Here is a 22,814-nt window from a genome sequence, read left to right on the forward strand (position 1 = left end):
GGCGTCGGGAAAAGACGCAGGCCAGCGGAGTTCCGGGCCTCCGTCTCCCCTACCTCAGCCTATCGGCCGCGGCTGACCCGGCACCGGCCTAGTACCGCGTGACCGCGGTCCCGCCGCGGCCCGGCTCCGTGCCGATCGCGATGTGGGGCTCACGGCCGGGGTCGGCCCAGGCCAGGATGCGGCGCATGGCGCCGGCCGGGACCGAGACGCAACCCGCCGTGGCGGCGCGGCCGTTCACGTGGAGGAAGATCCCGGCGCCGCGTTCGCGGACCGGGTGGCGGTAGTTGAAGCCGATGACGAGGGCGTGCGCGTACTGCCGCCCGAAGTCGGCGAGGTGCTCGGACTCCTCGGGGGCGCAGTCCTCGGGCAGCGGTTCGACCCAGCGGTTGTAGGAGTCCGAGGCGTTGTCCTGGCACCACCAGGAGTCCTCGGTGACCGGCAGGTACCGCGTCGTCGTGCCGGGGGGAGGCGCCCTGGTGCCGAACGCGAACGGGAGGTCGTACAGCCCGGTCGGGGTGGTCGAGGTGTCCTGCACACGGGTCCCGCCCTCGACGAGGCCGCCGCCGCCGAAGCGGGCGGCCGCGGAGCCCGCGGCGACCCAGCGGCCGTCGCGGCGGTCCCACCAGGTCAGCGTCCCGGTGGTGGACTCCGGGGAGGCGGCGACCGCGGTGATCAGCTGGGTGCCGCCGCCGGTGTCCGCCATGCGGTCCGGGAGCGCGGTCGGCGCCCAGGGGACCGCGGCCGCCGTGCCGGCCACGACGGCCGGCACGGCGATGCGCGTCAGTGCCGCGCGCAGGCTCAAGCGGGGAGCTGCGCCTCGATGGCGGCGACGATCTCGTCGGCCTCGGGCTCGGTGCGGGGGCGGAACCGGCCGACGACCTGGCCGTCGCCGCCGACGAGGAACTTCTCGAAGTTCCACTGGACGTCGCCCGCCTGGCCCTCGGCGTCGGCGGTCTCGGTCAGCGCGGCGTACAGCGGGTGCCGCTGCTCACCGTTGACGTCGGCCTTCTCGTAGAGCGGGAAGCTCACGCCGTAGGTCGCGGAGCAGAAGGTCGCGATCTCCTCGGCCGTGCCCGGCTCCTGGCCCGCGAACTGGTTGCTGGGGAAGCCCAGCACGGTGAACCCACGGTCGGCATACCGCTTCTGCAGCCGCTCCAGGCCCTCGTACTGCGGGGTCAGACCGCACTTGGAGGCCACGTTGACGATCAGCAGGGCCTTGCCCCGGTGGTCGGCGAGGGAGGCGGGCTCACCGGTGAGGGTGCGCAGCGGGATGTCGTAGATGCTCACGTTCGGATCTCCTCGTTTGGGGCGCGGACGGACCACAGGTCGTCCATTCAACCCCGGTCACGGTGCCGATCTTCCCATGGGAGGGGGCCCGCGGCACGACCGCGGCGTGACGTCAGTGCTCGGTGACGCGCCCGGAGTCGACCCGGATGCGGCGGGTGGTGTGGACGGCCTCCAGCATGCGGCGGTCGTGGGTGACCAGCAGCAGGGTGCCGTCGTAGGAGGCGAGGGCGGACTCGAGCTGCTCGATGGCGGGCAGGTCGAGGTGGTTGGTGGGCTCGTCGAGGACGAGGAGGTTGACGCCGCGGCCCTGCAGGAGGGCGAGGGCGGCCCGGGTGCGCTCGCCCGGGGACAGGGTGGCGGCGGGGCGCAGCACATGGGCGGCCTTGAGGCCGAACTTGGCCAGCAGGGTGCGGACGTCGGCGGGGGATGTGTCGGGGACCTCCGCGCAGAAGGCGTCGAGCAGCGACTCGCCGCCGAGGAAGAGCCTGCGTGCCTGGTCGACCTCGCCGACGACCACCCCGGGGCCGAGGTGGGCGGCGCCGGCGTCCAGCGGGACGCGGCCGAGGAGGGCGGCCAGGAGGGTGGACTTGCCGGAGCCGTTGGCGCCGGTGATGGCGACCCGGTCGGCCCAGTCGACCTGCAGGTCGACGGGCCCCAGGGTGAACCCGGAGCCGCGGTGGACCTCGGCGCCGCGCAGCGTGGCGACGACCGCGCCCGCGCGGGGCGCGGCGGCGATCTCCATGCGCAGCTCCCACTCCTTGCGGGGCTCGTCGACGACGTCGAGGCGTTCGATCATGCGCTGGGTCTGCCGGGCCTTGGCGGCCTGCTTCTCGGTGGACTCGGAGCGCAGCTTGCGGCCGATCTTGTCGTTGTCGCTCGCCTTGCGGCGGGCGTTGCGGACGCCGTGCTCCATCCAGTTGCGCTGCATCCGGGCGCGGGACTCCAGGGCGGCCTTGGTGTCGGCGTACTCCTCGAACTCCTCGCGGGCGTGACGGCGGGCGGTCTCCCGCTCCTCCAGGTAGGCGGCGTAGCCACCGCCGTAGGTGTTGACCTGCTGCTGGGCGAGGTCGAGTTCGACGACCCTGGTCACGGTGCGGGTGAGGAACTCGCGGTCGTGGCTGACGAGGACGGTGCCCGCCTTCAGGCCCCTGACGAAGGCCTCCAGCCGCTCCAGGCCGTCGAGGTCGAGGTCGTTGGTGGGCTCGTCGAGCAGGAAGACGTCGTAGCGGCTCAGCAGCAGGGACGCCAGGCCGGCACGGGCGGCCTGGCCGCCGGACAGGGCGGTCATCGGGAGGTCGAGGCCGACGGTCAGGCCGAGCGAGTCGGTGACCTCCTCGGCGCGCTCCTCGAGGTCCGCGCCGCCGAGGGCGAGCCAGCGCTCCAGGCCGTCGTTGTAGGCGTCGTCGGCGCCGGGCGTCCCGTCGACCAGGGCCTGCGTGGCGGCGTCGAGTTCGGCCTGGGCGGCGGCGACCCCGGTGCGCCGGGCCAGGAAGGCCCGTACGGTCTCGTCCGGGCGCCGTTCGGGCTCCTGCGGGAGGTGGCCGACGGTCGCGGTGGGCGGGCTGAGCCGCAGCTGCCCCTGCTCGGGCGCGCTGAGGCCCGCGAGCAGGCGCAGCAGCGTCGACTTCCCGGCACCGTTGGCACCGACCAGTCCGATGACGTCGCCGGGGGCGACGACGAGGTCGAGGCCGGCGAAGAGGACGCGGTCCCCGTGGCCGGCGGCGAGATCCTTGACGACAAGAGTGGCACTCATCAGGCTGCCGATGCTATCGCCCCGCCGGCCCGCGCCCCGCGGCCCGCACGCGGCGCCCGGGACGGCCGCCGGCCGTCCCCGATCCAGGGAGGGAACCCACCGTGCCGAGCAAGAAGGCCCTCGTCCGCCGTCCGGGTCCGCGCCTCGCCGAGGGGCTGGTGACGCACGTCGAGCGCTCCCCCGTCGACGCCGGCCTCGCCGCGCGCCAGTGGGAGGGGTACGTGGCGGCGCTGCGCGCCCACGGCTGGGAGACGGTGGAGGTGCCGGCCGCCGACGACTGCCCCGACGGTGTCTTCGTGGAGGACACCATGGTGGTCTTCCGCAACGTCGCGCTGCTCGCCCGCTCCGGCGCCCCTTCCCGGCGCCCGGAGACGGCGGGGGCCGAGGAGGCCGTGACCGCAATGGGCCTGTCGGTCAACCGGGTCCGCGCCCCGGGCACGCTGGACGGCGGCGACGTGCTGAAGGTCGGGGACACCGTGTACGTCGGCAGGGGCGGGCGCACCAACGCCGAGGGCGTACGGCAGTTGCGGTCGGCGTTCGAGCCGCTCGGGGCGCGCGTGGTGGCGGTACCCGTCACCACGGTGCTGCATCTGAAGTCGGCGGTGACGGCGCTGCCCGACGGCACGGTCATCGGGTATCCGCCGCTGGTTGACGACCCGTCGGTCTTCGCTCGCTTCCTGCCGGTGCCGGAGGAACCGGGGGCGCACGTGGTGCTGCTCGGCGGCGGCCGGCTGCTGATGGCGGCGAGCGCGCCGAGGAGCGCCGAGGTGCTGAATGATCTCGGATATGTAACTGTATCGGTGGACATCAGCGAGTTCGAGAAACTCGAGGGCTGTGTGACCTGTATGTCCGTCCGCCTGCGGGAGTTGTACACCTGACGGCGAGTTGCCTTTTCAGCGATACCAACCTACGGTTTCGTAACTTACGATTCCGTAAGTACTCTCAGCGATCCGGCAGGAGCCCAGCGTGACCATTGCCCCGCCCCAGAACACCGGAACGGAAGCATGGAGCGACACCAGGCTGCTGTATGCCCTGGAGGAGGTCGTCGAGACCGAGCTCAACCGTCACCTGAAAGCGGCCAAGGAGTGGATGCCGCACGAGTACGTGCCCTGGAGCGAGGGCCGGGACTTCGACGGGGTGATGGGCGGCGAGGCGTGGGCGCCCGAGCAGTCGAAGGTGACCGAGATCGGCCGGATATCGCTGGTGGTCAATCTGCTCACGGAGGACAACCTCCCCAGCTACCATCACGAGATCGCCACGATGTTCGGCCGTGACGGCGCCTGGGGCACCTGGGTGCACCGCTGGACCGCGGAGGAGGGCCGGCACGCCATAGTGATGCGGGACTACCTGCTCACCACCCGTGCCGTGGACCCGGTGGAGCTGGAGCGGCTGCGCATGCGGCACATGTCGGAGGGCTTCGAGTCCGACAACGGGCACAGCATGCTGCACTCGGTGGCGTACGTGGCCTTCCAGGAACTGGCCACCCGCATCTCGCACCGCAACACGGGCCACGAGTCCGGCGACGCGATGTGCGAGCGCATGCTGGCGCGCATCGCGACCGACGAGAACCTGCACATGGTCTTCTACCGCAACCTGCTCGGGGCCTCCCTCCAGCTCGCTCCGGACCAGACCATGCGGGCGATCCGTGACGTGGTCGTCGGCTTCCGGATGCCGGGGCACGGGATGCCCGGCTTCGAACGCTCCGCGGCGCGGATCGCCATCGGCGGCATCTACAACCTCCGCATCCACCACGACGACGTGCTCCAGCCCGTACTGCGGCACCTGAAGGTGCTGGAGACGACGGGGCTCGGCCCCGAGGGCCTGAAGGCACAGGAGGAACTGGGCTTCTTCATGGGCGAGCTGGACAGCCAGGCCCGCAAGTTCGAGGAGCGCCGGGACGCCCTGCTGGCCCGGCGGGCCGCGCGCGCCTGACGAAGCGGTGCGCGGTGGGGCGCCTCCCCGGAGGCGCCCCACCGTGGCGACCTCGCCCACCATCCAGATCAGGCGTTCGCCGTTGTGCTCGAACTCGTGTCGGCGCACCATGCCCATCCGCAGGTAGAAGCCCTCGGCCCGCGGCTCCGCGCCGACCCCGAGCAGGCGTGCTTCCAGCGCGACCGCCCGCCGCACCAGATGGCCCCACAGCAGGCCCCCGACCCCGGTGCCGATGGACGTCCGGTCGACGAACAGCAGACCGATCCCCAGGTAGTCCTCGTGCTCGTTGAGCGTGTAAAAGCCGACGGGCACGCCGTCCTTCTGGGCGACGGTGGCGTGCCGGGAGTCGATGTCCGCCGCCGTGAGCTTCGGCGTCACGTCGGGGACGTCCGCCACGCGACCGCCCACCCAGTGCGACTTCGACCTCAGGACCAACGCGTCCAGGAACGGCAGCTCCTCCGGGCGGGCCGGACGGATCACGACACCTTCCATGCCACGAGCGTGGCAGCGCGCGGGCCGCGGCGTCATCGGTTTGCCGCCCCGGGCCGACCGCGTCGCCCCGGGCCGGCTCCGCGACCCAACGGGCGGGGGTGCGGGCTCCGATGACATCCTTGAGCGGTGTTCCCCTCCGATCGCGCGGGCGCGGTGTTCTTCGACGTCGACGGCACCCTCGTGCCCGGCACGAGCTCGTCGGCCTTCCTGGCCGGCTTCCTCGGCCATCGGGACGAGTTGACCGAGGCCGAGGACGCCTACGCCAGGGGCGCCATGGACAACCGGCAGGTCTCCGAGCTGGACGCCGCAGGCTGGGCGGGCGTGCCCGAGGGACGGGTCGCCGGGTGGCTCGACGGGCTCCCCCTGGTGCCGGGCATCACGGAGACGGTGGCCTGGTGCCGGCGGAACGGACTGGCGCCGGTGCTGGCGACCCTCGCCTGGTCGCCGGTCGGCGGCCACCTGAGCGAGCGCTTCGGCTTCGACGCGTTCAGCGGCCCCCGGTTGGAGACCTCCGGCGGCCGGTTCACGGGCCGGGTCGCCCGGCACTTCGACGAGTACGGCAAGAGGGACTTCGCCCTCGCCCACGCGCGAGGGCTGGCCCTGGCCCCCGACGCCTGCGGGGCCGTCGGCGACAGCCGCTCCGACCTGCCGCTGTTCGTGTCCGTCGGGCTGAGCGTGGCGTTCAACGCCTCGGCGGACGCCCGGGCCGCGGCGACCGTCCCGGTGGACGGCGAGGACCTGCGGGAAGTGCTTCCCGCCCTGAGCCGCCTGGTCGCGGCCGCTCGTTGACGACGGGACTCAGCCGTGGGCGGGGCCCAGGGCCCAGGCCGCGGCGGAGAGCGTCGCCATCGAGAGCAGCGTGGAGAGCATGACCGCGTCCCGGGCGAGGGCCGTGCTCAGGTCGTACTGGCGTGCGTAGATGAAGACGTTCTGGGCGCTCGGCAGCGCGGAGAGGATCACCACCGCGAAGAGCTGCCGCGCCGGCAGGTGCAGGACGAGGCTGCCGACGGCCCATGCGGTCAGGGGCTGGACGAGGGTCTTGATGAGGACGGTGACCCCGATCTCCGCGCGGATCGCCGGGCCCGTGGCGGCCGGGCGGCCGTGCAGCGACATGCCGAGGGTGATCAGCGCGGTCGGCACACCCGCGTCGCCCAGCAACTCGACGGAGTGGCCGAGCGCGGCGGGGAGCCGCCAGCCGGCCGCGGAGAACGCGCAGCCGAGTGCCGCACCGAGGATGACCGGGGTGCGCAGCGGCATCAGAAGCATGCGCGCGGCACCGCCGCCCGCCCGCGCCCGCCCGGCGGCGCCGGTACCGGCGTCGAGGACGGTCAGGATCACCGGGGTGACCAGCAGCACCTGGAAGAGCAGTACCGGGGCGACGAACGAGGCGTCGCCGAGGATCTGCGCCGCGACCGGGATGCCCAGGTTGGCGGAGTTGACGTATCCGGCCGCCATGCCGCCGATCGCCTGGTCGGGCAGGCGCCGCCCGAAGAGCCACCGGCTGACGGCGAACCCGAGCAGGCACGCCAGGGCCGTGCCGGCCGCGAAGGCGATCACGGACGTGTTCGCGAAGGCGTCCAACGGTGTTGCGGCGACCGTGGTGAAGAGGGCTGCCGGCATGGCGACATGGAAGACGAACCGCCCGAGGACGGACTCCGCCTGCTGCCCCAGCAGCCCGGTCCGGCCGACCACGTAGCCCGCCGCGCTGAGGGCCCATATGGGTACGAAGCCCGACAGGAGGGGCGGCAGGGCGTGCATGGAACCTCGGGTCGTCCGGTGAGCCGTAGGGCGCGGTCCCGGGATCGCCGGGCGGGCCGGTGCAGTCAATCAGGCGGCCTCCGGGCCGCCGCACCGGGCCCCGGGCGGAAAATCATGCAAGCACGCTTGATTGTTTCCTGCCGCAGTGCCAGCCTGTGACGCGCACGGCTTCGCTGACGCTGCGTCATTCAGGGGGACCTTTGTCCGACCCCACACCCGTACTGGACGATCTGCGGGACGAGAGCGAGGGCCTGGACGCCCTGGTCGCCCCGCTCGCGGAGGACGCCTGGACGGCACCGACGCCCGCTCCGGGATGGACGATCGCGCACCAGATCGCCCACCTGGCCTGGACCGACCGGCAGTCCGTGCTGGCGGTCACCGACCCGGAGGGCTTCGGCTCCGTGGTGGACAAGGCCGCCGCCGCGGTCGACACCTTCGTGGACGCCGGCGCCGAGGAGGGCGCGGCGCTGCCGCCCGCCGCGTTGCTGGCGCGCTGGCGCTCGGGGCGGGCGGAGCTGCAGGCCGCACTGCGGGCGCAGCCGCCCGGGACGCGCTTCCCGTGGTTCGGGCCGCCGATGAGCGCCGCGTCCATGGCCTCGGCCCGGCTCATGGAGAGCTGGGCGCACGGCGAGGACGTCGCGGACGCCCTCGGCGTCCGCCGTCCGCCGACCGCGCGGTTGCGGCACGTGGCGCGGATCGCCGTACGGGCCCGCGACTACGCGTACTTCGTCAACGGGCTGACCCCGCCCGCCGAGGAGTTCCGGGTCGAGCTGTCGGCCCCCGACGGCACGCTGTGGGCGTACGGCCCCGAGGACGCCGCGCAGCGCGTCACGGGCCCGGCGCTCGACCTGTGCCTGCTGGCGACCCGCCGCCGGCACCGCGCCGACCTCGCCGTACGTGCCGAGGGCGAGGACGCCGACCGCTGGCTGGACATCGCCCAGGCGTTCGCGGGACCGCCCGGGCGGGGTCGCGAGCCGCGTGAGGGAGGAACGGCGTGAACGCCGAGAACCGTACGACCATGCTGGAACGCCTCGCCGAACTGGAGGCCGAGCACGAGAAGGCGCTCGCGGGCGGCGGCCCCAAGTACGTGGACCGGCACCGGTCGCGGGGGAAGCTGACCGCCAGGGAGCGGGTGGAACTGCTGCTGGACCAGGACAGCCCGTTCCTGGAGCTGTCGCCGCTCGCGGCCTGGGGCAGCGACTACCCGGTCGGCGCGTCGCTGGTGACCGGGATCGGCGTGATCGAGGGCACCGAGTGCGTGATCACCGCCAACGACCCCACGGTGCGCGGCGGGGCGAGCAACCCGTGGACGCTGAAGAAGGCCCTGCGGGCCAACGAGATCGCGCTCTCCAACCGGCTGCCGCTGGTCAACCTCGTGGAGTCGGGCGGCGCCGACCTGCCCAGCCAGAAGGAGATCTTCATCCCGGGCGGCGCGCTCTTCCGGGACCTGACCCGGCTGTCGGCGGCCGGCATCCCCACGGTCGCCGTCGTGTTCGGCAACTCCACGGCCGGCGGCGCGTACGTCCCCGGGATGTCCGACCACGTGATCATGGTCAAGGAGCGCTCCAAGGTGTTCCTCGGCGGCCCGCCCCTGGTGAAGATGGCCACCGGCGAGGAGAGCGACGACGAGTCGCTGGGCGGGGCGGACATGCACGCCCGTACCTCCGGCCTCGCGGACTACTTCGCGCTGGACGAGCCCGACGCCCTGCGCACCGCCCGCCGGGTGGTGGCCCGGCTCAACTGGCGCAAGCGGGGCCCCGCCCCGGCCGCCGCCTACGACCCGCCGCTGTACGACGAGGACGGGCTGCTGGACATCGTCCCCGCCGACCTGAAGACCCCCTTCGACCCGCGCGAGGTCATCGCGCGGGTCGTGGACGGCTCGGAGTTCGACGAGTTCAAGCCGCTGTACGGGCCGAGCCTGGCGACCGGCTGGGCGCGGGTGCACGGCTATCCCGTCGGGATCCTCGCCAACGCGCAGGGCGTGCTGTTCAGCGCCGAGTCGCAGAAGGCCGCGCAGTTCATCCAGCTCGCCAACCAGCGCGACATCCCGCTGCTGTTCCTGCACAACACCACCGGCTACATGGTGGGCCGCGAGTACGAGCAGGGCGGCATCATCAAACACGGCGCCATGATGATCAACGCGGTGTCCAACTCGAAGGTCCCGCACATCTCCGTCCTGATGGGCGCGAGTTACGGCGCCGGGCACTACGGCATGTGCGGCCGGGCGTACGACCCGCGCTTCCTGTTCGCCTGGCCCAGCGCCAAGTCGGCCGTCATGGGGCCGGCGCAGCTCGCGGGGGTGCTGTCCATCGTGGCGCGGCAGTCCGCGGCCGCCCGGGGCCTGCCCTTCGACGAGGAGGCCGACGCCGGGCTGCGGGCGATGGTGGAGCAGCAGATCGAGTCCGAGTCCCTGCCGATGTTCCTGTCGGGGCGGCTGTACGACGACGGGGTGATCGACCCGCGCGACACCCGCACGGTGCTCGGCGTGTGCCTGTCGGCGGTCCACAGCGCACCGGTCGAGGGCGCCCGTGGCGGCTTCGGCGTCTTCCGGATGTGAGGAGCACCTGACCGTGATCGCATCAGTGCTGGTGGCCAACCGCGGCGAGATCGCCCGCCGTGTCTTCCGTACCTGCCGCGACCTGGGCATCGCCACGGTCGCCGTCCACTCCGACGCGGACGCGACCGCCCCGCACGTACGGGAGGCGGACGCCGCCGTGCGGCTGCCGGGCGACGCGCCCGCCGACACCTATCTGCGCGGCGACCTCATCGTGAAGGCCGCCCTCGCCGCGGGCGCGGACGCCGTCCACCCGGGCTACGGGTTCCTGTCGGAGAACGCCGAGTTCGCCCGGTCCGTCATCGCGGCGGGCCTGACCTGGATCGGGCCCACGCCGGAAGCCATCGAGGCGATGGGCTCCAAGACCCGGGCCAAGCGGCTGATGGCCGAGGCCGGCGTCCCGGTGCTGGAGGCCGGTCCAGGCGACCTGCCCGTGCTGGTCAAGGCGGCGGCGGGCGGCGGCGGACGCGGCATGCGCGTCGTCCGCGAGGCGGCCGCCCTGGAGCAGGAGCTGGCCGCCGCCCGCGCGGAGGCGCTGTCCGCCTTCGGGGACGGCGAGGTGTTCCTGGAGCCGTACGTCGAGGACGGCCGGCACATCGAGGTGCAGGTGCTGGCGGACACGCACGGCACCGTGTGGACGCTCGGCGAGCGCGACTGCTCGGTGCAGCGCCGTCACCAGAAGGTGGTCGAGGAGACCCCGGCGCCCGGCATCACCGACGGGCTGCGCCGGACGCTGCACGAGGCGGCCGCGGCGGCGGCGCGGGCCATCGGCTACGTCGGCGCGGGAACGGTGGAGTTCCTGGTGTCGGCGGACGGCAGGCCGTACTTCCTGGAGATGAACACCCGTCTCCAGGTGGAGCACCCGGTGACCGAGTGCGTCTTCGGCGTGGACCTCGTCGCGCTCCAGCTGGACGTCGCCGAGGGCGGGCGGCTCCCGGCCGCTCCCCCGGCGCCCTCCGGGCACGCGGTCGAGGCCCGGCTGTACGCGGAGGACCCGGCCCGCGACTGGCAGCCGCAGACCGGCGTCCTGCACCGCTTCCGGGTGCCGCGGGCGCCGGGGCTGCGGGTGGACGCGGGCTTCGGCGACGGCGACCGGATCGGCGTGCACTACGACGCGATGCTCGCCAAGGTCGTCGCCCACGCCCCCACCCGCCCGCAGGCGCTGCGGCTGCTCGCGGGCGCCCTGGAGCGGTCCCGCGTGCACGGCCTGGTGACCAACCGCGACCTGCTCGTACGGGTGCTGCGCGACCCGGACTTCGCCGCGGGGCGGCTGTCGACGGCCTTCCTCGACCGGCTCGGCCCGGCGCCCGCGCAGGACGGGGCCGCGCTGCGGCTGTCGGCCCTGGCCGCCGCGCTCGCCGACGCCTCGGGACGCCACCCGCTGGGCGGCTGGCGCAACCTGCGGTCGGCGCCGCAGTCCAAGACCTACCGCGCCGCGCCGGGTGGCGCGGAGTACGAGGTCCGCTACCGGCTCGGCCGTGACGGCCTCGCTGCCGAGGGCCACCCGGACGTACGCCTGCTGGAGCACGGGCCGGGACACGTGGTGCTGGAGGTCTCCGGGGTGCGCCGGGCCTTCGACGTCGCGGTCTACGGCGACGAGGTGTGCGTCGACGGCCCGTCGGGCTCCCACCGCTTCACCGCGCTGCCCCGCTTCCCCGACCCCGAGGCCCAGCTCGCGCCCGGCTCGCTGCTGGCCCCGATGCCGGGGACGGTGGTCCGCGTCGCGGACGTCGCCGTCGGCGACAAGGTGGCCGCGGGGCAGCCCCTGCTGTGGCTGGAGGCCATGAAGATGGAGCACCGCGTCGCCGCCCCGGCGGACGGTGTGCTCACCGCACTGCACGCCGAGGCCGGCCGCCAGGTCGACGTCGGAGCCGTACTCGCCGTCGTTCAGGAAGAGGAGTCTCCATGAGCGGTACGCCCGCTGTGAACGGACCGACCGGCACCTTCGACAACGTCCTGCTGGAGAGCGAGGAACGGCGCGCGCTGCGCAAGGCGGTCTCCGACCTGGGGCGCCGTTACGGGCGTTCGTACTTCCTGGACGCCGTCCGCGCGGGGCGGCACACCGACAAGCTGTGGCAGGAGGCCGGGGCGCTGGGCTACCTCGGCGTCAACCTGCCGGAGGAGCACGGCGGCGGGGGTGGCGGCCTGGCCGAGCTCTCCATCGTGCTGGAGGAACTGGGCGCCGCGGGCTGCCCGTTGCTGCTGCTCATCGTGTCCCCCGCGATCTGCGGCACGGTCATCGCCCGCTTCGGCACCGGGGAGCAGAAGCGCCGGTGGCTGCCCGGGCTCGCGGACGGCTCCCTCCGGATGGCGTTCGGCATCACCGAGCCGGACGCCGGTTCCAACTCGCACCGCCTGACGACCACGGCCCGCCGGGACGGCTCGGACTGGCTGCTCACGGGCCGCAAGGTCTTCGTCTCCGGCGTCGACATCGCCGACGCGACGCTCATCGTGGGCCGCACCGAGGACGCGCGCACGGGCAAGCTGAAGCCGTGCCTGTTCGTCGTGGAGCGCGAGACGCCCGGCTTCGAGTTCCGGCCGATCGACATGGAACTGTCGGCGCCCGAGAAGCAGTTCCACATCTACCTGGACGACGTACGGCTGCCCGCCGACGCCCTGGTGGGCGACGAGGACGCGGGGCTGCTGCAGCTGTTCGCGGGCCTCAACCCCGAACGTGTCATGACGGCCGCCTTCTCGATCGGCATGGGCCGCTTCGCGCTCGACGCCGCCGTGGACTACGCCCGCACCCGGCAGGTGTGGAAGGCCCCCATCGGCTCGCACCAGGCCATCGCCCACCCGCTGGCACAGGCCCACATCGAGCTGGAACTGGCCCGGCTGATGATGCAGAAGGCCGCGTTCCTGTACGACGCCGGGGACGACATGGCGGCCGGTGAGGCCGCCAACATGGCGAAGTACGCGGCGGCCGAGGCGGGCGCGAAGGCCGTCGACCAGGCCGTGCACACCCTGGGCGGCAACGGGCTGACGGCCGAGTACGGGCTGGCCTCCCTCCTCACGGCGTCGCGCGTGGGTCGCATCGCGCCGGTCAGCCGGGAGATGATTCTCAACTACGTCTCGCACCACACGCTGGGTCTGCCCAAGTCCTACTGAGCACGTCCTACCGAGGAGGGGGGAACGGCCATGGCACAGCCGGCCGTGTTCCACAGCGAGTACCCCGCGGTTCCCGCCATCGACCTGCCGATCCACGAGGCCGTGCTGGGCCACGCAGCCGGGTTCGGCGACCGGCCCGCGCTCGTCGACGGGGTCGAGGGCACGACGCTCACCTACGCGCAGCTCGACTCCTTCACCCGCCGCATCGCCGCGGCGCTGGCGGAGTCGGGCCTGCGCAAGGGCGACGTCCTCGCCCTGCACAGCCCCAACACCATCGCCTACCCTCCGGTCTTCTACGGCGCCACGCGCGCCGGGGCGGCCGTCACCACCGTCCATCCGCTCGCCACCGCCGAGGAGTTCGCGCGGCAGCTGCGGGACAGCGGCGCCTCGTGGATCGTCACCGTCTCGCCGCTGCTGGAGACCGCACGCAAGGCGGCGGAGCAGGCGGGCGGCGTGCGGGAGATCCTCGTCTGCGACAGCGCCGAGGGCCACCGCTCGGTCCTCGACCTGCTCGGCTCCACCGCCCCCGAGCCGGAGATCGCCTTCGACCCGGGCGAGGACCTGGCCGCGCTGCCGTACTCCTCGGGCACCACCGGCGTGCCCAAGGGTGTGATGCTGACCCACCGCAACATCGCCACCAACCTGGCCCAGCTGGACCCGACGCTGTCGATGGGGCCCGGGCACCGCATCCTGGCCGTGCTCCCGTTCTTCCACATCTACGGGCTCACCGCGCTCATGAACGCCCCGCTGCGCAAGGGCGCCACCGTCGTGGTGCTGCCGCGCTTCGACCTGGAGCAGTTCCTGAAGGCGGTGGCGACCCACCGGGTACAGGGCCTGTTCGTGGCCCCGCCGATCGTGCTCGCGCTCGCCAAGCACCCGGCGGTCGCCGCGCACGACCTGAGCTCGCTGGAGTACGTGCTGTGCTCGGCGGCCCCGCTCGACGCGGAGCTCGCCCAGGCCTGCTCCAAGCGGCTGGGACTGCCGCCGATCCTGCAGGCGTACGGGATGACGGAACTCTCCCCGGGCACGCACGTGGTGCCGCTGGACTCGCGGGACGCGCCACCCGGCGCGGTCGGCAAACTGCTGCCCAGCACCGAGATGCGCATCGTGCCGCTCGGCGAGGAGGACGAGGACGCCTCCGCCGACGGCACCGGGGAGATCCACATCCGCGGTCCGCAGGTCATGAAGGGCTACCTGGGCCGGCCCGAGGAGACCGCCGCCATGATCGACGACGAGGGCTGGCTGCATACCGGCGACGTCGGCCGGGTGGACGCCGACGGATGGCTGCACGTCGTCGACCGGGTCAAGGAGCTGATCAAGTACAAGGGCTACCAGGTGCCGCCCGCCGAACTGGAGGCCGTGCTGCTCACCGACCCGCGGGTGGCCGACGCCGCGGTCATCGGCGTGCTTGACGAGGACGGCAACGAGATCCCCAAGGCGTACGTGGTGCCGCAGCAGGGCTCCGACCTCACGCCGGACGACGTGATCGCGCACGTGGCCGCGCAGGTCGCCCCGTACAAGAAGGTGCGCCGGGTGGAGTTCACCGACGCGATACCGAGGGCCGCGAGCGGCAAGATCCTCCGGCGTGAACTGCGCGCCCGGGAAAGGGGAACCACCTGATGACCGACGACGCCGCGGCACCCTGCGTGCGGAGCGCGCACGACCGGGGGATCACCACGCTCACGCTGGACTCCCCGCACAACCGCAACGCGCTGTCCGCACGCATGGTCGACGAGCTGTCCGACGCGCTGGCCCGGGCCGGCAAGGACCCGGCCACGCGGGCGGTGCTGCTCACGCACACCGGCGGCACCTTCTGCGCGGGCGCGGACCTGAAGGAGGCGGCGTCGCCGGAGGGGCCGCGGCGGCTGGTGGCGCTGCTGCGCGCGATCGTGGAACTGCCCAAGCCGGTCGTGGCGCACGTGACCGGTCACGTGCGCGCGGGCGGCCTCGGGCTGCTGGCGGCCTGCGACGTCCCGGTGGCGGGGACGCGGGCGAGCTTCGCCTTCACCGAGGCGCGGCTCGGCCTCGCCCCGGCCGTCATCTCGCTGACGGTCCTGCCGCGCATGGACGCCCGGGCCGCCGCGCGGCACTACCTGACGGGCGAGGTCTTCGACACCGCGGAGGCCGTCCGCACCGGCCTGGTCGCCGCACCGGAGGAGGCGCTGGACGGCATCCTCGCCGGGCTGCGCGCGGCGTCGCCGCAGGGGCTCGCGGAGTCCAAGGCGCTGACGACGGCCGCCGTGCTGCGCGTCTTCGACCGGGACGCGGCGACGCTGACCGAGCAGTCGGCCCGGCTGTTCGGCTCGCCCGAGGCCGCGGAAGGGATGCGGGCGTTCCTCGAACGGCGGGCCGCACCATGGGCGCTGTGAGCGCCGGCACCCGTACGCCCAAGCAGGACCGCAGCCGCGCCACCCGGCAGCGGCTGCTGGGGGCCGCCGTCGCCTGCCTGGCCGAACGCGGCTGGGCGGGCAGCACGGTGACCGTGGTCGCCGAGCGCGCGGGGGTGTCGCGGGGCGCGGCCCAGCACCATTTCCCCACCCGCGAGGACCTGTTCACCGGGGCGATCGAGTTCGTCGCCGAACAGTGGCTGGTCGCCCTGCGCGAGCACGCGCACGCCCTGCCCCGCGAGGGCGTGCCCCGCACGCACGCCGTGGTCGGCATGGTCGTCGACCTCTACACGGGGCCGATCTTCCGGGCCGCCCTGCACCTGTGGGTCGCCGCGGCGAACGAGGAGCAACTGCGGCCCCGGGTCACCTCGCTGGAGGCGCGCATCGGGCGGGAGGCGCACCGGCTCGCCGTGGAGATGCTCGGCGCGGACGAGGCGGTGGCCGGGGTCAGGGAGACCGTCCAGGCCACCCTCGACATGGCCCGGGGCCTGGGGCTGGCGAACCTCCTCAGCGACGACAGCGCCCGCCGCGCGGGCATCGTCCGCGAGTGGTCGGCGGTCCTGGACGGGGTGCTGCGCCGCGGAATCTGAGTCGACCCCTGTCGGTGGCGGCTGAGGGGAGAACTGACGGCCCGTTGTCAGTGGCCCCTGGTAACGTTCCCGCGCACCGGTCCCGGTGGTCGCCACGACGTCGGCGTCCGCCGCCACCCGGTCGTCCCGCCGCGTCTTGCTGCGGCGCAGGCGTCCGTCCCGGGCGAAGGACGCGGCCATCTGCTCAGCGCGCAGCCGTACCGGATCGTCGACGGGCAGGGTGCGCAGCTTGCCCACCACCGCGTCGAAGGCGGCGGGTTCCGCCTCCGTGATGTCGCCCGAGTCCCCCGCTGCCCCTGCCCGACGTCCGGCAGTGCCCGGTGGAGCCGGCCGGATTCGAACCGGCGTGATGCGTCTGAGCAAGACGGTGCGCCTGCCTCTGCGCTACGTCCGGGCATTGCGCCGATCGTACCGGCGCCGCGCAGGGCCCCTCAGGGCGGCCCACCGGCCAATCCACCGGAAGGTTCCGGGCGTTCGCGGCCGAAGACGCCGTGGGCATATTGACGCGCGCATGCCATGACCGCACGATCGGGTCGAACTCCTGCGCTACCCCCACACCCAGGAGGACGTCCATGCACATCCCCCGAACCGGCCGACGGGCGACGGTCACCGCCGCACTGCTCGCCTGCGCCCTGGCGACCTCGCTCGCCGTCCAGGCCGACGCTTCGCCGTCCACCGCCGGCGGCCGTCCCGTCGCGGCCGCCGCCGACGAGATCGTCCGGCAGTACGAGGTGGCCGGCACGGGCACCGTCGCCGCCCGTACCGCGCTCGCCGCCCACGGCGTGTCCATTGACGCCGCCCGCACCCACTCCACCGTCGTCACCGCGAACGCCGCCCAGGCGGCCGCACTCCGCTCCGCGGGCTACCGCCTCACCGCGCTCCCCGGTCCGCCCGCCGGGAGCGACGGCAACCGCGGCGCCGACGGAGGCGCCTCGGTGCTGGACTTCCCCGGCTCCGACTCCGGCTACCACAACCACGCGGAGATGACCGCCGAGATCAGCGCCCTGGTCGCCGCGCATCCCGCCATCATGAGGCAGCAGGTCATCGGCACCTCCTACGGCGGCCGGAACATCGTCGCCGTCAAGGTCAGCGACAACGTCGGCACCGACGAGGCCGAGCCCGAGGTGCTGTTCACCCACCACCAGCACGCCCGTGAGCACCTCACCGTCGAGATGGCGCTCTACCTGCTGCACCAGTTCGGCGACACCTACGCCACCGACAGCCGCATCAAGAGCATCGTCGACTCCCGCGAGATCTGGATCATCCCGGACCTCAACCCCGACGGCGGCGAGTACGACATCGCGACCGGTTCCTACCGCAGCTGGCGCAAGAACCGCCAGCCCAACTCCGGCTCCACCGCCGTCGGCACCGACCTCAACCGCAACTGGAACTACCGGTGGGGCTGCTGCGGCGGCTCCTCCGGCACCAAGTCGAGCGAGACCTACCGCGGCGCGTCCCCCGAGTCCGCACCCGAGGTCAGGCTCGTCGCGGACTTCGTACGCGGCCGGGTCGTCGGCGGCAGGCAGCAGATCACCGCGGGCATCGACTTCCACACCTACAGCCAGCTCGTGCTGTGGCCCTTCGGCTACACGACCGCGAACACCACCACCGGGATGACGGCCGACCAGTACAACACCTTCGCCACCTTCGGCCGCACCATGGCCGCCACCAACGGCTACACCCCCGAGCAGTCCAGCGACCTCTACATCACCGACGGGTCGATCGACGACTGGCTCTGGGGCACCCAGGGGATCTGGGCGTACACCTTCGAGATGTACCCGGGCCCGAACGGCTCCTCGGGCTTCTACCCGCCCGACGAGGTGATCCCCGCCCAGACAAGCCGCAACCGCGAGGCGGTGCTGCTGCTCCTGGAGAACGCGGACTGCATGTACCGCGCCATCGGCAAGGAGGCGCAGTACTGCTCATGAGCGAGCCGGTACGGACGCTACGGCCCGGCCCCGCGGCGCCTCGCGCGTCCGCGGGGCGTGGCGCGTCGCGGGGCGTGGCGCGTCGCGGGGCCCGCCTGCCCGGGGTCCGGGCCGCCCGCGTCCTACGATCGGGGCGTACGCGTGCCCGTCGTCCGCCGTCCGCGCCCGCCCCGGGGAGGCCCCGTGACCACCGTCCACGACCCGCTCGCCGTGCGCGAGCAGGTGCGCGCCTTCGCGCTCACGCTGCCCGGCGCGGCCGAGGAGTTCCCCTGGGGCGAGAGCGTCGTCAAGGTCAACAAGAAGGTCTTCGTCTTCCTCGGCACCGGCGACGGCAGCCATCCTCCCGGCATCAACGTCAAGCTCAAGGACCCCCAGGTCCATGAGCACGCCCTGTCGGTCCCCGGCGCCGAGCCCTCCGGCTACGGCCTCGGCGGGGCCGGCTGGGTCACGGTCCCCCTCACCGGGGAGGCGCCGGCCGCCGAGGTGCTGTGCGACTGGGTGGAGGAGAGCTACCGCGTGGTCGCCCCGAAGCGGCTCATCGCGGAGCTGGACGGCCGCTGAGCCCGGTCGTCGCGCCGATCACGGCGGCGGTCGCCGCGTCGACCGGATAGGGCGGCTCCTGCGGCAGCAGCGCCGTCGCGGCCTCGTGGTCGCCCGAGCGTACGAGCCCGTGGACGCGGTGGGCGAGCGCGGTGACGTCCCGGATCCGGACGATCCAGTGGTCGGCGTAGTCGCGCGTCGCCCGGCCGGTGAGTCCGAGCTGCAGCGAGCGGTACGGCAGCGGGCGCAGGGAGAGGTCCCGCTCCGGATCCCACTGGACGCGGACCTGCGTGGTGCGCACGCGCTCGGCCCAGGTCCCGCGGTCGGGGTACACCGAGCGGTCGAAGTGCGACAGGCAGGCCTGCCGGAGCGCCGAGTCGAAGCCGTCGCGGCTGATGTCGAGGGCGAGCACCCGCTCCTGCCCGTCCTTGCGGCCCCAGCCGCTGCGGTACATCATCCACAGGAACGACGGCTTGATCCACGTCATCCGGGAGCGGCTCCAGCTCGCGGGGAAGCGGCCGTGCTGCGCGGCGTGGTCACCGATCTCGGGGCGGTACGCCTGATAGACCGTCACGGTGTCCTCGGTGTGCGCGGCCCTGATCAGGCGGTACGGCATCTCGGTGTTCTCCATGATGCGGGCATCGTGCCCGCCGCCGGCCACCCGCCGCCAGGCATTTTCCGGCGGCGTGCCCGTCCGGCGGCCCGTGCCATGCGGCCCACCGGCACCTCGCCTAGCCTGGAATCCCGACACGACATCGCTACGAAGGGCCCGGTGAACTGCACCGCACCCGGGTGGGAGGTATGCGGTGGGCACTGTCTCCTTTCTCATCGTCATCGTCATCGTCACGGCGCTCGCCTTCGACTTCACCAACGGGTTCCACGACACGGCCAACTCCATGGCGACGTCGATCGCCACGGGCGCGCTCACGCCCCGGGTGGCGGTGGCGGTGGCCGGTGTGCTGAACCTGCTGGGCGCGTTCTTGTCCACGGAGGTCGCCAAGACCATCTCCAACGGCATCGTCGACGACGCCAAGGTGTCCGCCGTGATGATCTTCGCCGGGCTGGTGGGCGCCATCCTGTGGAACCTCGTCACCTGGCTGCTCGGCCTGCCCTCCAGTTCCTCGCACGCGCTGTTCGGCGGGCTGATCGGCGCGGTCTGGGTGGGCGCGGGCGCGTCCGCGGTCAACGCCGGCGAGGTCCTGGAGAAGATCGTGATCCCCGCTGTCGCCTCACCCGTCGTGGCCTGCGTGGTGGCGATGCTGGCGACGTACCTGGCGTACGTGATCACCAGACGGACCCGGGGCAACGAGGTGAAGCGCGGCTTCCGGGCCGGCCAGATCGGCTCCGCCTCGCTCGTGGCGCTCGCCCACGGCACCAACGACGCGCAGAAGACGATGGGGGTCATCACGCTGACGCTCATCTCGGGGGGACTGCTCACGCCCGGTTCCGGTCCGCCGTGGTGGGTGGTGCTGAGCGCCGGGCTGGCGATCGCGCTCGGCACGTACATGGGGGGCTGGCGGATCATCCGCACCATGGGCAAGGGACTGACCGACATCGAGTCCCCGCAGGGCTTCGCCGCCGAGACGAGCGCGACCTCCGTGATCCTCGCGTCCTCGCACCTGGGCTTCGCGCTGTCCACCACCCAGGTCTGCACCGGCAGCATCCTGGGCGCCGGGCTGGGCCGCAAACTGGCCCAGGTGCGCTGGGGGGTCGCCGGGCGGATCGCCGTGTCCTGGGTGCTGACGCTCCCCGCGGCGGCTGCCGTGGGCGGGGTCGCGGCCTGGGTCGCGGACCACGGCAACCTGGGCGTGGCGCTCGTGGCGGGTGTGGCCGTCGCCGCCGCCGCGGGCTTCTACCTCCTGTCGCGCCGTCGCCCGGTGAACGCGGAGAACGTCAACGACACGCGGCCCGGTGCGCCGGCGCCCAGCCCCGCCGGCCACTCGGCCGGGTAGCGGTGAGGAGCGGATCCGCATGGACATCCAGTGGGGCAACCTCGGCAGCGTGTTCGGGGCCAGCCTCGGCATCACGATCGCCCTCGTGGTGATGTTCTCGCTGGGCGTCGCCGCGTGGGGCCGGGCCGGCGGCGGAGGCCCGCGCGACGGGCAGCCGCGCGACGCCCAGGAGAAGACGGCCCTGGCCGTGGCGGCCCTGTGCTTCGCGGCGTGCCTGGCGGTGGCGGCCTACGGCATCGACCTGATCGTCCCCGGCTGATGCGCCCGCGCCGAGGTGCGGCAGGGCCGGCTGTGGCGTCCGGGCCGGTCAGGCCGGGTTGGCGTCCACGGCCGCGGCGGGCGCGGGCAGCGGCGTGACGGTGCCGCGCTCGTCCCCGACGGGCTCCGGAGGCGGGGCGGCGGCGGGGGCCTGCCCGCCGGCGTGCTTCTTCTCGACGACCTTCTCCGCGGTCTTGCCGCCGAAGTAGAAGCCCACCATCACGATCATGAAGGTGTTGAAGCTGCCGTAGACGTCGTCGAGGAAGCCCGAGGTGTCGGCCATCGCCCGTGCGACCTCGTTGTTGAACGAGGCCGCGACGAAACCGAAGTAGAGGACCGTGAAGGCCGACATCACGGCGGTGCGCACGTCGCGGGAGTCGGTGAAGAGCACCAGGAAGGTGCACAGGCTCATGGCGGGCAGTGCCACGGACAGACCCGCGATGCCGATGTCCTGCCCGAAGAACCAGAAGGTGGAGCCCACGCCCAGCGCGAGCAGCACCACGTTCACGACGACGAGCAGCAAGCCCACTTGCCAGTTGATCTGACCGTCGCCTATGCGGCCGGAGAACTTGTCCGGCGGCCTCTCCCCGTTCACGGCGCTCAGGTTACACCGGGGTCCCGCGAAGTGGGTTCCTCCGCAAGGCGTTTGATGGCCGACAGCCGGGCGTCCCAGCGGGCGGCGACGCGGTCCATCCACCGCGCCGCCGCCACCAGCCGCTCGGGCCGTACGGCGTACCGCATCTCACGGCCCGCGCGCCGCCCGGCGACCAGTCCCGCGTGGTCCAGCACCGTGAGGTGCTTGACGATCGCCTGGCGGGACACGGGGAGTTCGGCCGCGAGCACGGTGGCGGTGGTGTCACCGTGCTCGGCGATGGCGTCCAGGATGCGACGCCGCATCGGGTCGGCCAGCGCGGCGAAGACGTCCTCCTCGCCCTCGGTACGGGTCTGCGTCATGCGGGCAGCTTCTCCACGTACGTGGCGAGTCCGGCCGTGACGTCCGCCCAGCCCTGCGCATGGCTCTCGTACCCCGCGTACGGGATGCGGTCCTCGGGGATGTCGAGGGCCGCGAAGCCGCTCTCGACGACCCGCAGACGGGTGCCGTCCCCGTCGGCGGTGAGGGTGAACTCTACGAGGGTGGAGTTGTCCTCCGTGGCCTCCGTGCCCGGGAAGGCGGTGGCCCAGCGGTAGGAGAAGTAGCGCGGCGGTTCCACGCTCACGATGCGGCTGGGGTAGACGCCGAAGCCGTGGTCGATCTCGAAGGCGCCGCCCGGCCGCAGGTCCACGTCGGCGGGCGCGCCGCCACCGCCCAGGTCCTCGCCGAACCAGCGGCCGATGTGCTCGGGCCTGGTCAGGACGTCCCACACGCGCTCGACCGGCGCCGCGATGCTGATCTCCCGCTCGATCCGGTCCTGGGTCTGGGTGCTCATGATGGTTCCTCCGTCGCTGGACAGCCTTACGTGCAACTCCAGGGTTGCACGTAAGGCCGTATCGCGCAACCGACGAGTTGCGCGTTGGGGATCAGTCGGTGAGCAGCACCTCCCGCAGGGCGGTGAGCAGGGCGTCGTCCGTGCCGAGCCGTGCGCGGGCGTACCCCTCGACGGAACCGTGCTCGGCGGCCAGCCCGGCGAGGAAGATCCGCATCGCGTCGGCGGGCGCCCTCCCCCAGCCGGGCCAGCGCAGGCTCCGCTCCGGGTTGGCCGCGGTCCAGTCCGCGAGAAGGCGGGCGGTGGCCAGCTCGCTCAGCGCGTAGTCGGCGACGATGTCCTCCTCGGGCACCCCCAGCAGCCCGAGCACCAGCGCCGCGAGCAGCCCCGTGCGGTCCTTGCCCGCCGCGCAGTGGAACACCAGCGGCCCGCTGGTGCCGGCGGCGATCACCTCCAGCGCCCGCGCCAGCTCCTTGACGCCGTCGGCCGCGACCTCCGCGTGCAGCCGGGCGTAGAAGGCGGTCGTCTCGACCTCCGGCCCGAACGCGGTCTGGTCGACGGGCCGGTGCTCGATGCTGAGGTTGTGGTACGCGACCCCGGTGGCCTCCGGGACGCGCCCCTTGGCCTCGATCTCGAACGGGTAGCGCAGGTCGATGACCGTGCGCACCCCGAGGGCGGCGAAACGCTCCAGGTCCGTGCCCCCGAGCTTCGAGAGCGCGTCGGAACGGTAGAGCCGCCCCCAGCGGACCGCGCGGCCCCCGGCCGTGCGGTAGCCGCCCAGGTCGCGGAAGTTGTGCAGTCGCTCGAACGCGATGTGTCTCCCCATGGGGGGACCCTACGGGGCGGGCCGC

General features: G+C 73.2%; 23 protein-coding genes, 1 tRNA gene and 1 pseudogene. 14 read left to right on the forward strand and 11 right to left on the reverse strand.

What is annotated here, in order from left to right:
• Positions 1-88: 88 nt before the first annotated feature.
• The 3 genes from ACFV3E_RS14305 to ACFV3E_RS14315 all read right to left on the reverse strand — a co-directional run bounded on the left by ACFV3E_RS14305 (position 89) and on the right by ACFV3E_RS14315 (position 3,040).
• Positions 89-802, reverse strand: coding sequence for a L,D-transpeptidase family protein (locus ACFV3E_RS14305; RefSeq protein ID WP_500534964.1), 714 nt, complete (start codon positions 800-802; stop codon positions 89-91).
• Entirely contained in the window at positions 799-1,287 is a 489-nt protein-coding gene (locus tag ACFV3E_RS14310; RefSeq protein WP_499515182.1) for a glutathione peroxidase, read from the reverse strand. The genes ACFV3E_RS14305 and ACFV3E_RS14310 overlap by 4 nt, the downstream gene beginning before the upstream one ends.
• A 112-nt stretch (positions 1,288-1,399) precedes the next feature.
• Positions 1,400-3,040 (reverse strand): ABC-F family ATP-binding cassette domain-containing protein, encoded by a 1,641-nt coding sequence (locus tag ACFV3E_RS14315; protein ID WP_500534965.1) that lies wholly within the window; start codon positions 3,038-3,040, stop codon positions 1,400-1,402.
• A gap of 101 nt (positions 3,041-3,141) precedes the next feature.
• On the opposite strand from ACFV3E_RS14315, the gene ddaH reads away from it, so the two are divergent.
• Complete coding sequence (ddaH, locus tag ACFV3E_RS14320; protein ID WP_500534966.1) at positions 3,142-3,918, forward strand: dimethylargininase; 777 nt, start codon at positions 3,142-3,144, stop codon at positions 3,916-3,918.
• An 88-nt stretch (positions 3,919-4,006) separates the two neighbouring features.
• Positions 4,007-4,972, forward strand: a complete 966-nt coding sequence (locus ACFV3E_RS14325; RefSeq protein WP_500534967.1) for an acyl-ACP desaturase — start codon at positions 4,007-4,009, stop codon at positions 4,970-4,972.
• A 72-nt stretch (positions 4,973-5,044) separates the two neighbouring features.
• On the opposite strand, the pseudogene ACFV3E_RS14330 reads toward ACFV3E_RS14325, so the two are convergent.
• Positions 5,045-5,692 (reverse strand): annotated as a pseudogene (locus ACFV3E_RS14330) (GNAT family N-acetyltransferase); the annotation flags it as partial.
• Here ACFV3E_RS14330 and ACFV3E_RS14335 point away from each other — a divergent pair.
• On the forward strand, positions 5,591-6,253 hold the full coding sequence (locus ACFV3E_RS14335) for an HAD family hydrolase (protein WP_500534968.1): 663 nt from the start codon (positions 5,591-5,593) through the stop codon (positions 6,251-6,253). The pseudogene ACFV3E_RS14330 and the gene ACFV3E_RS14335 overlap by 102 nt on opposite strands.
• Before the next feature lie 9 nt (positions 6,254-6,262).
• Here ACFV3E_RS14335 and ACFV3E_RS14340 read toward each other — a convergent pair whose 3' ends face one another.
• Positions 6,263-7,222 carry an AEC family transporter gene (locus ACFV3E_RS14340; protein WP_500534969.1) on the reverse strand — a complete coding sequence of 320 codons (960 nt, stop codon included), beginning with the start codon at positions 7,220-7,222 and terminating at the stop codon, positions 6,263-6,265.
• Between the two features lie 200 nt (positions 7,223-7,422).
• Between ACFV3E_RS14340 and ACFV3E_RS14345 the strand changes: the two genes are divergently transcribed.
• From ACFV3E_RS14345 to ACFV3E_RS14375, 7 genes are read left to right on the forward strand one after another with little or no spacing between them, the layout of a single operon-like run.
• Positions 7,423-8,220 carry a TIGR03084 family metal-binding protein gene (locus tag ACFV3E_RS14345; protein WP_500534970.1) on the forward strand — a complete coding sequence of 266 codons (798 nt, stop codon included), beginning with the start codon at positions 7,423-7,425 and terminating at the stop codon, positions 8,218-8,220.
• A gap of 20 nt (positions 8,221-8,240) precedes the next feature.
• On the forward strand, positions 8,241-9,779 hold the full coding sequence (locus ACFV3E_RS14350) for an acyl-CoA carboxylase subunit beta (RefSeq protein ID WP_500535030.1): 1,539 nt from the start codon (positions 8,241-8,243) through the stop codon (positions 9,777-9,779).
• 13 nt (positions 9,780-9,792) lie between these two features.
• Positions 9,793-11,685 (forward strand): acetyl/propionyl/methylcrotonyl-CoA carboxylase subunit alpha, encoded by a 1,893-nt coding sequence (locus ACFV3E_RS14355; protein ID WP_500534971.1) that lies wholly within the window; start codon positions 9,793-9,795, stop codon positions 11,683-11,685.
• A complete protein-coding gene (locus tag ACFV3E_RS14360; RefSeq protein WP_500534972.1) occupies positions 11,682-12,884 on the forward strand; it encodes an acyl-CoA dehydrogenase family protein in 1,203 nt (400 codons plus the stop codon). The genes ACFV3E_RS14355 and ACFV3E_RS14360 overlap by 4 nt, the downstream gene beginning before the upstream one ends.
• A gap of 30 nt (positions 12,885-12,914) precedes the next feature.
• On the forward strand, positions 12,915-14,504 hold the full coding sequence (locus tag ACFV3E_RS14365; protein ID WP_500534973.1) for a 4-coumarate--CoA ligase family protein: 1,590 nt from the start codon (positions 12,915-12,917) through the stop codon (positions 14,502-14,504).
• On the forward strand, positions 14,504-15,253 hold the full coding sequence (locus ACFV3E_RS14370) for an enoyl-CoA hydratase family protein (protein WP_500534974.1): 750 nt from the start codon (positions 14,504-14,506) through the stop codon (positions 15,251-15,253). Before ACFV3E_RS14365 ends, ACFV3E_RS14370 begins: the two co-directional genes overlap by 1 nt.
• Positions 15,241-15,861: a TetR/AcrR family transcriptional regulator gene (locus ACFV3E_RS14375; protein ID WP_500364252.1), complete on the forward strand. Its 621-nt coding sequence runs from the start codon at positions 15,241-15,243 to the stop codon at positions 15,859-15,861. The genes ACFV3E_RS14370 and ACFV3E_RS14375 overlap by 13 nt, the downstream gene beginning before the upstream one ends.
• Positions 15,862-16,182: 321 nt before the next feature.
• On the opposite strand, the gene ACFV3E_RS14380 is transcribed toward ACFV3E_RS14375, so the two are convergent.
• Positions 16,183-16,253: transfer RNA gene (locus ACFV3E_RS14380), tRNA-Ser, on the reverse strand.
• A gap of 180 nt (positions 16,254-16,433) precedes the next feature.
• Here ACFV3E_RS14380 and ACFV3E_RS14385 point away from each other — a divergent pair.
• Both ACFV3E_RS14385 and ACFV3E_RS14390 read left to right on the forward strand, forming a co-directional pair.
• Positions 16,434-17,789 carry a M14 family metallopeptidase gene (locus ACFV3E_RS14385; RefSeq protein ID WP_500534975.1) on the forward strand — a complete coding sequence of 452 codons (1,356 nt, stop codon included), beginning with the start codon at positions 16,434-16,436 and terminating at the stop codon, positions 17,787-17,789.
• Between the two features lie 183 nt (positions 17,790-17,972).
• Positions 17,973-18,350 (forward strand): MmcQ/YjbR family DNA-binding protein, encoded by a 378-nt coding sequence (locus tag ACFV3E_RS14390; RefSeq protein WP_500364254.1) that lies wholly within the window; start codon positions 17,973-17,975, stop codon positions 18,348-18,350.
• On the opposite strand, the gene ACFV3E_RS14395 is transcribed toward ACFV3E_RS14390, so the two are convergent.
• A complete protein-coding gene (locus ACFV3E_RS14395; RefSeq protein WP_500534976.1) occupies positions 18,325-18,960 on the reverse strand; it encodes a DUF4291 domain-containing protein in 636 nt (211 codons plus the stop codon). The two genes, ACFV3E_RS14390 and ACFV3E_RS14395, sit on opposite strands and share 26 nt — an antisense overlap.
• A gap of 175 nt (positions 18,961-19,135) precedes the next feature.
• On the opposite strand from ACFV3E_RS14395, the gene ACFV3E_RS14400 reads away from it, so the two are divergent.
• Together ACFV3E_RS14400 and ACFV3E_RS14405 are read left to right on the forward strand one after the other, a co-directional pair.
• Positions 19,136-20,281, forward strand: coding sequence for an inorganic phosphate transporter (locus ACFV3E_RS14400; RefSeq protein ID WP_500534977.1), 1,146 nt, complete (start codon positions 19,136-19,138; stop codon positions 20,279-20,281).
• Positions 20,282-20,300: 19 nt separating this feature from the next.
• On the forward strand, positions 20,301-20,540 hold the full coding sequence (locus ACFV3E_RS14405; RefSeq protein WP_500534978.1) for a hypothetical protein: 240 nt from the start codon (positions 20,301-20,303) through the stop codon (positions 20,538-20,540).
• A 48-nt stretch (positions 20,541-20,588) separates the two neighbouring features.
• Here the strand turns inward: ACFV3E_RS14405 and ACFV3E_RS14410 are convergent, their stop codons facing one another.
• From ACFV3E_RS14410 to ACFV3E_RS14425, 4 genes are all read right to left on the reverse strand, one after another.
• Positions 20,589-21,134, reverse strand: a complete 546-nt coding sequence (locus tag ACFV3E_RS14410; RefSeq protein WP_500534979.1) for a hypothetical protein — start codon at positions 21,132-21,134, stop codon at positions 20,589-20,591.
• A 5-nt stretch (positions 21,135-21,139) separates the two neighbouring features.
• A complete protein-coding gene (locus tag ACFV3E_RS14415; RefSeq protein WP_500534980.1) occupies positions 21,140-21,493 on the reverse strand; it encodes an ArsR/SmtB family transcription factor in 354 nt (117 codons plus the stop codon).
• Complete coding sequence (locus ACFV3E_RS14420; RefSeq protein WP_500534981.1) at positions 21,490-21,966, reverse strand: SRPBCC family protein; 477 nt, start codon at positions 21,964-21,966, stop codon at positions 21,490-21,492. Before ACFV3E_RS14420 ends, ACFV3E_RS14415 begins: the two co-directional genes overlap by 4 nt.
• A 91-nt stretch (positions 21,967-22,057) precedes the next feature.
• Positions 22,058-22,789 carry a tyrosine-protein phosphatase gene (locus ACFV3E_RS14425; RefSeq protein WP_500534982.1) on the reverse strand — a complete coding sequence of 244 codons (732 nt, stop codon included), beginning with the start codon at positions 22,787-22,789 and terminating at the stop codon, positions 22,058-22,060.
• Between the last annotated feature and the right edge of the window lie 25 nt (positions 22,790-22,814).

The organism is Streptomyces sp. NPDC059718 (assembly GCF_042733315.1).
In the GTDB taxonomy this organism is placed as follows: Bacteria; Actinomycetota; Actinomycetes; order Streptomycetales; family Streptomycetaceae; genus Actinacidiphila.

What these genes read in the sequence shown, in the direction of transcription:
- ACFV3E_RS14315 (WP_500534965.1), bottom strand. Translation starts at nt 3,040, where the DNA reads ATGAGTGCCACTCTTGTCGTCAAGGATCTCGCCGCCGGCCACGGGGAC.
- ACFV3E_RS14340 (WP_500534969.1), bottom strand. Translation starts at nt 7,222, where the DNA reads ATGCACGCCCTGCCGCCCCTCCTGTCGGGCTTCGTACCCATATGGGCC.
- ACFV3E_RS14350 (WP_500535030.1), top strand. Translation starts at nt 8,241, where the DNA reads ATGCTGGAACGCCTCGCCGAACTGGAGGCCGAGCACGAGAAGGCGCTC.
- ACFV3E_RS14360 (WP_500534972.1), top strand. Translation starts at nt 11,682, where the DNA reads ATGAGCGGTACGCCCGCTGTGAACGGACCGACCGGCACCTTCGACAAC.
- ACFV3E_RS14365 (WP_500534973.1), top strand. Translation starts at nt 12,915, where the DNA reads ATGGCACAGCCGGCCGTGTTCCACAGCGAGTACCCCGCGGTTCCCGCC.
- ACFV3E_RS14370 (WP_500534974.1), top strand. Translation starts at nt 14,504, where the DNA reads ATGACCGACGACGCCGCGGCACCCTGCGTGCGGAGCGCGCACGACCGG.
- ACFV3E_RS14375 (WP_500364252.1), top strand. Translation starts at nt 15,241, where the DNA reads ATGGGCGCTGTGAGCGCCGGCACCCGTACGCCCAAGCAGGACCGCAGC.
- ACFV3E_RS14385 (WP_500534975.1), top strand. Translation starts at nt 16,434, where the DNA reads ATGCACATCCCCCGAACCGGCCGACGGGCGACGGTCACCGCCGCACTG.
- ACFV3E_RS14395 (WP_500534976.1), bottom strand. Translation starts at nt 18,960, where the DNA reads ATGGAGAACACCGAGATGCCGTACCGCCTGATCAGGGCCGCGCACACC.
- ACFV3E_RS14405 (WP_500534978.1), top strand. Translation starts at nt 20,301, where the DNA reads ATGGACATCCAGTGGGGCAACCTCGGCAGCGTGTTCGGGGCCAGCCTC.
- ACFV3E_RS14415 (WP_500534980.1), bottom strand. Translation starts at nt 21,493, where the DNA reads ATGACGCAGACCCGTACCGAGGGCGAGGAGGACGTCTTCGCCGCGCTG.
- ACFV3E_RS14420 (WP_500534981.1), bottom strand. Translation starts at nt 21,966, where the DNA reads ATGAGCACCCAGACCCAGGACCGGATCGAGCGGGAGATCAGCATCGCG.
- ACFV3E_RS14425 (WP_500534982.1), bottom strand. Translation starts at nt 22,789, where the DNA reads ATGGGGAGACACATCGCGTTCGAGCGACTGCACAACTTCCGCGACCTG.